Origin of the sequence: uncultured Gordonia sp., assembly GCF_937858515.1 — a bacterium.
Classification (GTDB): Bacteria; Actinomycetota; Actinomycetes; order Mycobacteriales; family Mycobacteriaceae; genus Gordonia.
On the sequence record NZ_CALLZT010000156.1, the window covers coordinates 1 to 12,685 of the forward strand.

Genomic DNA, 12,685 nt, shown 5'->3' on the forward strand with positions numbered 1-12,685 from the left:
CGGTCACCCAGAGTTGGGCGGTTGCCCCGGGTCTGGTCGACGGCCCGACCGCAGAGTTTGAAGTCCCGAACGAGGGTGGGCGGCACAGCTCCACCGAAAACCCCGACAACCGGAGCTAAATTTCCATGGCCAGTGCCACCACGCGTGGCATTGATCGGATAGCAAAGGCCGGAAACGGTGCACTCGCACAGTCCGGCAATATCGTTCAGCTATTCGTCGATGTCGCACGCCAGTCCCTTGTGCGCCCGTTTCAGTGGCGAGAGTTCATCCAGCAGGCTTGGTTCATCGCCAGCGTCACGATCTTGCCGACCGCGCTCATCGCGATCCCGTTCGGCGCGATCGTCTCGTTGCAGACCGGCTCGCTGATCAAGCAGATCGGTGCCGAGTCCTACACGGGCGCCGCCAGCGTCCTGGTGGTGATCCAGCAGGGGTCACCGCTGGTCACCTCGCTGTTGGTGGCAGGTGCCGCCGGATCGGCGGTCGCCGCCGACATCGGCTCGCGAACGATCCGCGAGGAGATCGACGCGATGGAGGTGCTGGGCATCAACCCCATCCAGCGTCTCGTCGTACCCCGCGTGCTGGCCATGATCCTGGTCGCCATGCTGCTCAACGGCCTCGTCGCCGTCATCGGTATCGGCGGTGGTTACGTGTTCAACGTCGTGCTGCAGAACGGTACGCCCGGTGCGTATCTGGCCTCGTTCAGCGCGCTGGCCCAGCTCCCCGACCTCTATATCTCCACGGTCAAGGCAGCCATCTTCGGTGTCATCGCCGGCGTCGTCGCCGCCTACAAGGGACTCAACCCCAAGGGCGGACCGAAGGGTGTGGGTGACGCCGTCAACCAGAGCGTCGTCATCACGTTCCTGCTGCTGTTCCTTGCCAATCTGATCATCACGGCGGTCTACCTCCAGATCGTTCCGGCGAAGGGAAGCTGACGCGATGTCTGACTCCGGTGGTGGCGTCACAATCACCAAATCGCGCGCCGAGTATTACGCCTACGAGGCGCGCAAGCAGCTCAACAAGCCGCTGAAGATCCTCGACGGTGCCGGCGAGCAGATGTCCTTCTACGGACGCACGCTCGCCTGGATCCCGCGCACCATCGTGCATTACAAGCGCGAGGTGCTGCGTCTGCTGGCCGAGGTCGCCTTCGGCTCGGGCGGTCTGGCCGTCATCCTCGGCACCGTCGGCGTCATGGTCATGATGTCCGGTTTCACCGGTGTCGTGGTCGGCATGCAGGGCTACGCGGCCCTCGACCAGCTCGGATCGCAGGCTCTGACCGGCTTCCTGTCGGCCTACGTCAACACCCGCGAGGTCGCGCCGCTGGTCGCCGCGCTCGCATTGTCGGCGACGGTCGGCTGCGGCTTCACCGCCCAGCTCGGCGCCATGCGGATCTCCGAAGAGGTCGACGCCATGGAGGTCATGGCCGTTCCATCGGTCCCGTACCTGGTGTCGACCCGCGTCATCGCCGGATTCATCGCCGTCATCCCGCTGTACGTGCTCGGCCTGATCTCGGCGTACTTCGCCTCCCGCACGGTGACCACCCTGTTCAACGGTCAGTCCACGGGATCGTACGACCACTACTTCAACCTGTTCCTACCACCGGTGGACGTGTTGTGGTCGTTCGGCAAGGTGCTGGTGTTCGCGTTCGTGATCATCCTCGTGCACTGCTACTACGGCTACTTCGCCAGCGGCGGCCCCTCCGGCGTGGGCGTGGCCGTCGGTCACGCGGTGCGAGCCGCGCTGGTGCTGATCGCGCTGCTGGACTTCTTCCTCGGCCTCGCCATCTGGGGAACGTCGACAACCGTTCGAGTGGGAGGCTAGGCGCCCGATGTCCGCAACAGTTCGTCAACGACTCCTCGGCCTGATCTTCCTGCTGGTCTGCATCGGCTTCCTGGCCTTTACGATCCTGCAGTTCAACAAGGCTTTCACGTCGTTCACCACCGTCAAGTTCACCACCGACACCGCGGGTAACGCGCTGCCCAACGCCGCCGACGTCAAGGCGCGCGGCGTCATCGTCGGCGAGGTCCGCGAGATCACGCCGTCCCCCGACGGCAAGGTCGTCGTCACCCTCGGCCTCGACCCCGACATGGCCAAGAAGCTGCCGGCCGACACGACCGCTCGCATCCTGCCCAAGACCCTGTTCGGCGAGCGCTTCGTCGACCTGAACGTCCCGGAGACCACGGGCGGTCCGACGCTGGCCAGCACCAAGAACGCGACCATCCGCACCGACGAGAGCGGCAACGCCAAGGAAATCCAGGAGATGTTCGACAAGCTCCTGCCACTCCTCAAGGCCGTTCCCCCGCAGGACCTGAACATCACCCTGACCGCGCTGTCCAAGGCGCTCGAAGGCCGTGGTGACCAGTTGCACACCACGATCACCGACCTCAACAAGGTGTTCAGCGGCATCAACAAGGTGCTGCCGGATCTGGAGGGCACGCTGCAGGGTCTGTCGGACTTCTCGCAGACCTACTCCGAGGCGCTGCCGAACATCATCGACGGCCTCGACAACCTGCGGACCACCGGAAACACGATCGTCGAGAAGCAGTCCGATCTGCGGAATCTGATCTCGACGCTGAGCACCGCGGCCACCGACACCACTGGCTTCCTGCAGACCAACCGCAGGGATCTGCTCGACATCGTCATCAAGGGCGAACCGTTCCTGCGCGGCGCGGCACGGCAGTCACCGGCTTTCGGCTGCACGTTCAAGAACTTCGCGAGCATCGTTCCGGAGGCCGACAGGGTCGTCGGCAAGGGCACGGCCAACCCCGGTCCCCGAGTGAACCTCCAGTTCGTCAACCCGCGCGGGCGTTACCTGCCCAACCAGGACGAGCCGCGGTTCTTCGACTACAACCGTCCGGCCATCTGCTACGAATCGCCGACCAACGGTCGTCCCTTCCCGCAGTATCCGGGTGGTGGCCTCGGCGAGGGCTCGTACCAGCCGCCGTCACGTAACGCCGGTCCCAGGGATATCCCGATCGCCGGTGACGACTTCCCGATCAGCCCGCCGAGCCAGAACAGCGTGGTTCCCGCCGGAACGATTGCTGCCAACCCCTATGACAACGCGGAGTACGTCAATCAGTTGAAGGTCGTCTACGCCGGTACCACCGGCAACGACCCGGAGAATGTTCCCGCCTGGGTCACCATGATCGGCGGAGCCGGGCTCAAGGGAGCACAGGTGAACATCAAATGAAATCCATCACCGGACCCCTGATCAAACTCATCGTGTTCGCGGTGATCACCGTGATCACGACGTCGATGCTGGCGCTGACGATCGGCAACGTCGGCGGCAGCGGTGACTCCGAGTTCAAGGCAGTCTTCGATGACGCTGCGATGCTCAACGCCGGCGACGACGTCCGTATCGCGGGCGTGCGCGTCGGCCAGGTCACCGATGTGAAGATCCACAACCGCAACCAGGCACTGGTCACCTTCAACGCCGACCGCGACCGACTGCCCGAGGGCACCAACGTGGTGATCAAGTACCGCAACCTCACCGGCCTGCGGTATCTGGCCCTCGAACGGGGTGCCGGAGATCAATCGGTCGCCTTCAAACCCGGCCACGTCTTCGGCACCGACTCGACGACGCCCGCGGTCAACCTCACCGAACTGTTCAACGGATTCAAGCCGCTGTTCAAGGAGTTGAGCCCGACCGAGGTCAACAAGCTCAGCGAGAAGATCATCAACGTCTTCCAGGGCCAGAGCGACACCATGTCGAGCCTGTTCTCGGACACCGCCGACCTGACCACCGCCCTCGCTGACAAGGACAAGGTGATCGGCGAGCTGATCACCAACCTGACCAAGGTGATGGACACGGTCAACGACCACAACGACGAGTTCGACTCCCTGCTGGTGAACACCTCGAACCTGGTCAGCGGCCTGGCCGCGCAGCGTGACTCGGTGGGCTCGGCCATCACGTCGGTGTCCAACCTGACCGCCGTGACCTCCGACATCCTGACCAAGACCCGGCCCTCCATCCAGGGCGATATCGCGGGCCTCAAGTCGCTGTCGGATCAGGTCAACAAGCGTCAGGGCGACGTCGAAACAGCCTTCAAGAACCTGCCGGTCAAGCTGCAGAAGGTGGGTCGAGCGGCCACGTTCGGTTCGTGGTTCCAGTTCTACCTGTGCGGCATCGACGTCGTGGCCGGCAACGGCAAGTCGACGTTGCTGACCAAACCGCTGGTATCCCTGCCGGATATCAACCATGTCCTCTACACCAGCGCGGCCACCCGTTGCTGGCGTGACAATCAACGGCCCCGGGGGTGACGAAATTGACTGACCAGACCACTCCCGCACCGGCACAACCCAAGAAGAGCCGGCGCTTCGCGGGTAAGCGAACTCCCGTCAGCATCGGCGGTATCGGCATCCTGGTGGTGCTGATGGTCGCGGTGTCGGCGTTCTTCCTGAACGAACTACCGCTGGTGGGCGCCGGAGCGCGCTACTCGGCGGAGTTCACCGAGGCCGCCGGCCTCAAGAAGGGCAACGAGGTCCGCGTTGCCGGCATCAAGGTCGGCGAGGTCGACGATGTCGCGCTCGACGGTGACCGAGTCAAGGTGACCTTCCGCGCCAACAACACCTGGATCGGTGACCGCAGCGAGGCGTCGATCCAGATCAAGACGGTGCTGGGTCAGAAGTACCTCGCCGTCACCCCGCTCGGCGACAAGCTCGCCGATCCGGACACGCCGATTCCGCTGGAGCGGACGGTATCGCCGTACGACGTGATCGAGGCGTTCTCGGACGCATCGACACAGCTGACCGACGACCCGAACACCGGCGAGGCCGGCATCGACAGCGAGCAGCTGGCCCAGGCCTTCGACGCGCTGGGTGATTCGCTGTCGGGTACGGCCGGCAACTTCGGCCCCACCCTTGAAGGCCTGTCGCGGCTGTCCGAGACCATCGCGAGTCGCGACTCGGAGGTCAAGCGGCTGCTGAAGGCGACCAAGTCCACCACCGGGATCCTGGCCAACCGGAACGAGGAGTTCGCGCGGCTGATCGCCGGAGCAGGTCAGTTGCTCGAAGAGCTGAACAACCGGCAGCAGTCGATCTCCAAACTGCTCGCCACCACGACCTCGCTCAGCACCTCGCTGACCGGCCTGGTACGGGACAACGAGCAGCAGATCGGCCCCGCACTCGACGCACTTGCCGAGGTGAACCAGTTGCTGCAAAGGCAGAACCAGAACATCCGCGACACGATCAAGTACATGGCGCCCTTCTACCGGATGTACACCAACGTCCTCGGCAACGGCCGCTGGCTGGAGTCGGTGGTCACCAACATCCTGCCGCCGGCACTGCCGCAGCAGAACACCACTCGGCCGCCTAACAAGACGGCCAATCAGAACAACGGCGGAACGGAGGCCGGCTGATGACGGTTCCCCAGACATCGGGCCCCGGCCGCTGGTTCAGCCCGCGCGCCATCGTGATGACGGTGCTCGCACTGGTCCTCGCACTGGTCGTCGCCGGTTCACTGTGGTGGGCGTTCAACTCGATGGGCAAGACCAAGATCACCGCGACCTTCGCGCGGACCGTCGGTATCTATAAGGGCAGCGACGTCCGGGTCCTGGGCGTCAAGGTCGGCCAGGTCGATGAGGTGACCCCGAAGGGCGACAGGGTGCAGGTCAAGATGTCCGTCGACCGCGGCATCGACCTTCCCAAGGACGTCAAGGCCGTGCAGGTGGTGCCGTCGGTCGTCGCCGACCGATACATCCAGCTGACGCCCGTCTTCAAGGAGGGCATGCGCAAGGCGCCCAAGTCGTTCAGTCTGAGCGTCGACGACGGTCAGACCATGGTTCCGGTCGAGGTCGATGAGCTCTACCGCGGTATCCAGAACCTGACCGACGCGCTCGGTCCGAACGGCGCCAACAAGCCGGCCACCGGTGAGCAGGAGGGCGCGCTGACCAAGCTTGCTCGCGTCGGTGCCGACAACCTCGAAGGAAACGGCGCCAAGCTGGGCGAGACCATCGAGCAGCTGTCGAAGGCGTCGAAGACGCTGGCCGGGTCCAGTGGCGACATCGTCTCCACGATCAAGAACCTCGACGTGTTCGTGGGTGCGTTGCGCGAGAACGATGCGCAGGTGCGGCAGTTCAACACGCAGATGGCCTCGTTCTCCAAGTACATGGTGAGCGAACGCGATCAGCTCGGACAGGCGCTCAACAAGCTCTCGTATGCGCTCGGCGACGTCGCGACGTTCCTCGATGACAACGAGGCGAAGATCGGCAAGACGGTCCGTGACCTGCAGCCGACCACCAAGGCACTGCTCGATGAGAAGGACAACCTGAAGGAAGTCCTGACGCTGCTGCCGCTGACGATCAGCAACCTGATCAACGCGTACAACGCGGAGTCGGGAACCCTGGACATGCGGCTGACGATCCCGGAGCTGCAGGATCCGCTGACCGCGGGTTGCTCGGTGCTCGATCTCGGCAAGCTCATGCCCGGTGATCCGGCCGCCAAGCAGTGGAGCGCGTCCATGCGCCCGCTCGTCGACAACTGCTCCAAGGTGGCCAAGCAGATCACCAAGGGTGTGCTGACGCCGACACTGCCGATCCTCCCGTTCGGCATCATGAGCAACGACCGACAGCAGCAGAAGCCGTCCCCGGGAACAGTGCCCGGCAATCCGGATCCGCAGCTCAAGCAGACACCACCGTCGCAGCGTGGGGGCAACTGATGACAAGAATCGGCAATAACGGGCGGGGTCGGCATTCGGCCCGCGCCGCGGGTATCGGGGCGGCCTTCGTGGCCGCGACCGTCGCGGTGGCCGGCTGCGGCATCAACATGCAGGAGTTGCCGCTGCCCGGTGGCACCGACACCGGTAGCAAGCCACGGCAATACACCATCCAGTTCGACAACGTGCTCGACCTGGTACCGCAGTCGCAGGTGAAGAAGGACGGCATCAACGTCGGCCGGATCGTCTCGATCAAGGTGCCCAAGGACTCGTGGCAGGCCAACGTCAAGATCGAGGTCAAGAACGACGTCAATCTGTCCGAGGACGCGCGCGTCGAGATCCAGCAGACCGCGCTTCTCGGTGAGAAGTTCGTGTCGCTGTCGGAGCCGGAGGGTTCGGAGAATGCTCCCCGGCAGGACCCGAAGGAGCTGATCCGGAACTCGGCCGACAACGAGCGCACCCGCACGGCCACCGACATCGAGCAAGTCCTCGGCGCCCTGTCGATGCTGCTCAACGGTGGTGGTCTGGCACAGTTGACGCCGATCGTGGACGAGCTGAACAAGGCACTCGGCACCGACGGCTCGGAACTGAAGTCGCTGCTCAAGACCACGTCGAAGCTCGTGGCCGGATTGAACCGGCAGCGCGACGATATCGTGACGGCGATCGACGGTCTCAACCAGCTGTCCGAGCGCACTGTCGCGCAGACCGACCAGATCGACCGCATCCTGGGCGAGTTGCCCGAGGCGGTGCAGGTTCTGGAGGATCAGCGGCCGCAGTTCGTCGATCTGCTCACCAAGCTCGATCGGCTCGGAGATGTCGGCACCGACATCATCACCAAGTCGCGTGAGGCGCTGATCACCGATCTGAAGGCGCTGCGGCCGGTGCTGAGTGAGCTGACCAAGGCGGCTCCGGATCTGATCACGTCGCTTCCGCTGTTCCCGACGATTCCGTTCCCGGACACGATGCTGCCGGCGATTCACGGTGACTCGACGAACCTCTTCATGACGCTGGATCTGCGGATCCTCAATCAGATCGAGGCACTCGGCGTGGGACAGGGAACGCCGAAGCATTCCCCGGTCAAGGTGAATCCGTACCCGGTCAATCCAAGTAACCCGTACATCAACGGCAACGGTCCCCGGTCCGGCTGGCCGACGATCAGCCTGATCAACCCGGCCCCGGGTTCGCAGCCGGGTCCGAACACACCGCCCAGCGGCACCAGGTACTCGGCCAAGAAGAAGTCGGCCAAGTCGGATGCCAAGGTCAAGGCGGACACCAAGGTCAAGTCGCAGGCCAAGGCTGATGACAAGGCGAAGACGCAGTACTCGGTGATTCCCGCTCCGGCGGCCGCTGACCAGCGGTTCATCGACGGTCCGCTCTCGATGATCGGTGGAGACAAGTGATCACCAAACTAGCCAAGGTGCAGTTGATCGCGTTCGCGATCGTCGGCATCGTCGCCCTCGTGTACGCGGGCGCCAAGTACGCCCGGCTGGACAAGCTGTCCGGCCTCGGTCAGTACGACGTCACCGTGCAGATGGACAAGTCTTCCGGCGGCATCTTCAAGAACGCCGAGGTCACCTACCGGGGTACCCCGGTAGGTTCGGTGGGCGATCTTGAGCTGACCCCGGAGGGCGTCGACGTCACCCTCAAGCTCAACAAGAGCGCTCCGAAGGTGCCGGCCACGGCGTATGCGGTGATCGCGAACCGGTCCGCGGTCGGTGAGCAGTTCGTCGATCTGCAGCCGACGTCATCGTCGGGTCCGTACTTGAAGGACGGCTCGGTGATCCCGCGGGAACGCACGTCGATCCCGCCGCCGATCGAGAACATCCTGAACTCGGCGATCAAGTTCGCCGGGGAGATTCCGCTCGACGACTTCCACACCGTGGTCACCGAACTCGGTAAGGCACTGAGCGGGCAGAGCGAGAATCTGCAACGTCTGGTCGATTCGCTCGGCGTGCTGGCCAAGTCGGGCGTCGATGCTCTGCCGGAGACGGTGTCGTTGCTCCAGAACTCGAACGTGGTGCTGCGCACGCAGTCCGTGCAGAAGGACGAGATCCTCAGCTGGTCGCGCGATCTCGACGTGCTGGCCGAAACGCTCAAGTCGTCCGATCCCGACATCCGTCGGATTCTGGCGGACGGCCCGGCGGCGGCCACCGAACTGTCCGAGCTGATCCAGAAGCACGGCGGTGACATCACCAAGGTGCTGCAGGATCTCGGCGGAACCATCCGGACGATCGGCCCCACCGGCTACGTCACCAACACCATCTTCGCGATGTTGTCGGCGCTGTCCTCGGGTGCCAAGAGCGTGGTCCCGGGTGACGGTCAGATCCACTTCGGCATCGTCCTGGAGACCAACAACCCGCCGGCCTGCACCAAGGGCTACGAGAGCACGCAGAAGATCATCGAGGAGATGAAGAAACGCAACCCGGACTTCGACATCAACTACGACGACTTCCCGTTCAACACGAACGCCGAGTGCAAGGCCCCGGTGGGTAACCCGACCGGCGTGCGCAGTGCACAACGTGCGGAGCTGGCGAATCCGACGATGGTGCAGCCTTGGGACAACACTCCGAAGAAGGACCCCGACAAGCTCAACCTCAACCCGATCGCGACTCAGCTCGCGGGCCTGCTCGGTATCCACGCCAAGTAGTAGCCGAGACGAACCCATGCCGACCGCATCTCCGCGGCGGCATGGGTTTTTCTCGCGGCATGGGTTTTCTCAGTGTCAGGCGCTAGAGTGGCCGTCGGCCCGACGGTGACAGCGATCTCACCGATGCACGGCGCGCGCTCCGGTGCCTGATGCGCGGTGCGGGGCCGAGCCTGACCGGACGAGTCCACCGTTGTGGGCAGTCCAATGACGCAAGGATGAAATGAGCGACGATAGTTCACATTCGGCGGACGAGAGTGTCTCGGACGCCGAGACCCCCGTCGATGACCAACAGACCGTGAGCCTGGAGAAGGCCGGTGGGGACACCGCCGACGAACCGAAGGCGCCCGATTCGGACGATTCCGATTCGGACGATTCCGGTTCGCAGGACGATGCTGCTGATTCTGCCCCCGTGGGCACGGTTCCGAGTGAGGCACAGGTTCGATCCAAGCGGACCCGGATGCTGGTGACTGCTGCTGCCGGCGTGGCTGCGCTGGTGGCACTGGTGTTCGCGGTGATCTTCGGCATGAGCGGCTACAAGGTCTACACCGACGAGAAGCCGACGCAGAGCGCGCGCGAGGATGCGACGGTCAGCGCCGAGAACGCGATCATCAACATCACTACCATCGACCCGGCGAACGTGAAGGACTGGCAGCGTCGCATCGATTCGTCGCTCACCGGCGACGCACGTACCCAGATCACCCCCGATGACTTCAAGAAGCTGACGCAGCAGATCCAGGCGGCGGGAACCGGTCAGGTGGCCAAGCTGTCGAGCAGGGTGCTGCGCAGCGCACCGGTCGAGGTGAACGCCGACGACGGGACGGCCCGCGTGTTGGTGTATGTGGAAGCCACATCCAAGAAGTCGAACGAGGCCGGCGTGAAGCGGTCGATGGGTTTCATGGTCGGGATGACCAAGAACGGCGACCTGTGGAAGGCGTCCAGCATCACCTCGCTTGATTCGCTGGCGCTGGAATCGGACATGGCCAACGCGGGCGACCAGGGAACGGCCACCCAGACCCAGCCGACCCAGACGCAGCAGCCGAGCACGACCGAAGGGGCGGGCAACTGATGATGGCAACCAACCCACGTCCCAAGAAGGCGCGGCCCCGCGTCGCAGGGCTCGACCGTGGTGGCCGGCCGATCGATGCCGATACGACGGCGGAGCAGGCGAGCGCGACCGGACCGGCATCGCCGGACTCCGTTCCGGCCACCGGAGCGGGACAGGACGAGCCGACCCGCGCCACGTCGTCGGCCGCGGGCACGTCCGCCACCCGTTCGGCTCTGACGACGACCCGTTCGAAGTCGCCGTGGACGCTGGCGATCTGGCTGGGAGTCGCCGCGCTGGTACTCGCGATTATCGCGATCATCGGGGCACTGCATCCCGGCGCGAGCATCGGCAAGAACAAGGCGTTCATCGACGAGGCCGCGACCACCGAGCTGACCTCGCAGGCCGGCAGCAAGGCGTGCAATGTGCTCGCCTATGACGGCACCGAGTTCGACAAGTGGGCGGCCAAGGCTCGTTCGGCGCTCACCGGCAAGCCCCTCAAGGAGTTCAACGAGTACCTGCCGACGCAGAAGCAGTTGATCGAGCAGACCAAGGCCGTTGCGGACTGCAAGGTCGATGGTGTGGGCGTGATGGAGCTGACCGGCGGCGGCGAGGGCGACAAGGCGCACGTCATCATGAACCTGGTCATCAGCCAGTCGCTGAACGGCATCGCGGCCAACAGCGGCGCACCCGCGATCGACCTGCGGTTGGTCCGCAAAGGCGATGCCTGGCTCATCGAGAAGCTCGATCAGATCCACGCGGTGTCCTGACGTCCTGCTCATCTTTCACCAATCTTGCTGTTTCGCTTGACGCGGAGCCGATCTCGGGCCACTCTGTGACCAGTGAAAGATGAGCAGGCAGCCATCGGCGACAGATCTCTACCGGTGTCGGTGAGATCACTCCAGGCGTGAGTTGACAAACCGCGCCTATTTTCTGATACAGTAGGACGTTGCGCTGGCTGCCTCCTGTCCATCTTTGATTCTGCCTCAGGCCACATGCGTCGCGTCGTGCGGCGTATCAACCCGTGGTTGATGCCAACACAGGCGTGTCTCCAGCGAACGGCCCATCAAGGGCGAGCACCGCTAGCTAGGTTCACACTTCGTGTTGGAAGGACGCATCTTGGCAATCAACCGCCAGTCCACCTCAACCATCCCCGGAGCGCCGCGCCGCGCTTCATTCGCAAAGATCAGCGAGCCGTTGGAGGTCCCGGGCCTCCTCGATCTGCAGCTTGACTCCTTCGAATGGCTCCAAGGCTCTCCGGAGTGGCGGGCGAAGGCACTTGCAAGGGGCGTCGAGAACCCCACGGGCGGGCTTGAGGACATCCTGCATGAGCTGTCCCCGATCGAGGACTTCTCCGGGTCGATGTCGCTGTCGTTCTCCGATCCGCACTTCGATGAGGCCAAGGCCTCTGTGGAGGAGTGCAAGGACAAGGACATGACGTACGCGAAGCCGCTGTTCGTCACCGCCGAGTTCATCAACAACAACACCGGCGAGATCAAGTCGCAGACCGTCTTCATGGGCGACTTCCCGATCATGACCGACAAGGGCAGCTTCATCATCAACGGCACCGAGCGTGTCGTGGTGAGCCAGCTCGTGCGCAGCCCCGGCGTGTACTTCGACGCCGCCATCGACAAGGCCACCGAGAAGACCCTGCACACCGTCAAGGTGATCCCGGGCCGCGGTGCCTGGCTGGAGTTCGACGTGGACAAGCGCGACACCGTCGGCGTGCGCATCGACCGCAAGCGCCGCCAGCCCGTCACCGTGCTGCTCAAGGCGCTCGGCTGGACCACCGAGGAGATCGCCGAGCGTTTCGGATTCTCCGAGATCATGATGTCGACCCTGGAGAAGGACTCGACGTCCAACCAGGACGAGGCGCTGCTGGAGGTCTACCGCAAGCTGCGTCCGGGCGAACCGCCCACCAAGGAGTCGGCCGAGTCGCTGCTGGAGAACCTGTTCTTCAAGGAGAAGCGCTACGACCTGGCCAGCGTCGGCCGCTACAAGGTCAACAAGAAGCTCGGCCTGACGGCCAACCCGATGGTCGGGGAGTCGACGCTGACCCGCGAGGATATCGCGGCCACCGTCGAGTACCTGGTGCGTCTGCACGAGGCCGACCCGCACGTGCTGACGTTGTCGTCGGTGACCGGCCCCGGCGGCATCGAGGTGCCGATCGAGGTCGACGACATCGACCACTTCGGCAACCGTCGCCTGCGTACCGTCGGCGAGCTGATCCAGAACCAGATCCGCGTGGGCCTTTCGCGCATGGAGCGGGTCGTGCGCGAGCGCATGACCACCCAGGACGTCGAGGCGATCACCCCGCAGACCCTGATCAACATCCGTCCCGTCGTGG

The 12,685-nt window shown here is 64.2% G+C and carries 10 protein-coding genes and 1 pseudogene; all 11 read left to right on the forward strand.

Going from position 1 to position 12,685, the window contains the following annotated elements; genetic code table 11:
• Positions 1 to 125: 125 nt before the first annotated feature.
• On the forward strand, positions 126 to 932 hold the full coding sequence (locus Q0627_RS15025; protein WP_291015070.1) for an ABC transporter permease: 807 nt from the start codon (positions 126 to 128) through the stop codon (positions 930 to 932).
• 4 nt (positions 933 to 936) lie between these two features.
• Entirely contained in the window at positions 937 to 1,818 is an 882-nt protein-coding gene (locus Q0627_RS15030; protein WP_298811103.1) for an ABC transporter permease, read from the forward strand.
• A 7-nt stretch (positions 1,819 to 1,825) separates the two neighbouring features.
• The gene (locus tag Q0627_RS15035) at positions 1,826 to 3,187 is read left to right on the forward strand and encodes an MCE family protein (RefSeq protein ID WP_298811106.1); all 1,362 of its coding nucleotides are present in this window, start codon (positions 1,826 to 1,828) and stop codon (positions 3,185 to 3,187) included.
• Positions 3,184 to 4,257 carry an MCE family protein gene (locus Q0627_RS15040; protein ID WP_298811109.1) on the forward strand — a complete coding sequence of 358 codons (1,074 nt, stop codon included), beginning with the start codon at positions 3,184 to 3,186 and terminating at the stop codon, positions 4,255 to 4,257. The genes Q0627_RS15035 and Q0627_RS15040 overlap by 4 nt, the downstream gene beginning before the upstream one ends.
• 5 nt (positions 4,258 to 4,262) lie before the next feature.
• A complete protein-coding gene (locus Q0627_RS15045; RefSeq protein ID WP_298811111.1) occupies positions 4,263 to 5,354 on the forward strand; it encodes an MCE family protein in 1,092 nt (363 codons plus the stop codon).
• Positions 5,354 to 6,652 (forward strand): MCE family protein, encoded by a 1,299-nt coding sequence (locus Q0627_RS15050; protein WP_291010970.1) that lies wholly within the window; start codon positions 5,354 to 5,356, stop codon positions 6,650 to 6,652. Before Q0627_RS15045 ends, Q0627_RS15050 begins: the two co-directional genes overlap by 1 nt.
• Positions 6,652 to 8,049, forward strand: coding sequence for an MCE family protein (locus Q0627_RS15055; protein WP_291010973.1), 1,398 nt, complete (start codon positions 6,652 to 6,654; stop codon positions 8,047 to 8,049). The genes Q0627_RS15050 and Q0627_RS15055 overlap by 1 nt, the downstream gene beginning before the upstream one ends.
• On the forward strand, positions 8,046 to 9,296 hold the full coding sequence (locus tag Q0627_RS15060; protein WP_291010977.1) for an MlaD family protein: 1,251 nt from the start codon (positions 8,046 to 8,048) through the stop codon (positions 9,294 to 9,296). The genes Q0627_RS15055 and Q0627_RS15060 overlap by 4 nt, the downstream gene beginning before the upstream one ends.
• 220 nt (positions 9,297 to 9,516) lie before the next feature.
• Positions 9,517 to 10,362: a hypothetical protein gene (locus Q0627_RS15065; RefSeq protein ID WP_298811114.1), complete on the forward strand. Its 846-nt coding sequence runs from the start codon at positions 9,517 to 9,519 to the stop codon at positions 10,360 to 10,362.
• Positions 10,363 to 10,364: 2 nt separating this feature from the next.
• The gene (locus tag Q0627_RS15070; RefSeq protein WP_298811116.1) at positions 10,365 to 11,108 is read left to right on the forward strand and encodes a hypothetical protein; all 744 of its coding nucleotides are present in this window, start codon (positions 10,365 to 10,367) and stop codon (positions 11,106 to 11,108) included.
• A gap of 349 nt (positions 11,109 to 11,457) precedes the next feature.
• A pseudogene (locus tag Q0627_RS15075) lies at positions 11,458 to 12,685 on the forward strand (DNA-directed RNA polymerase subunit beta); the annotation flags it as partial.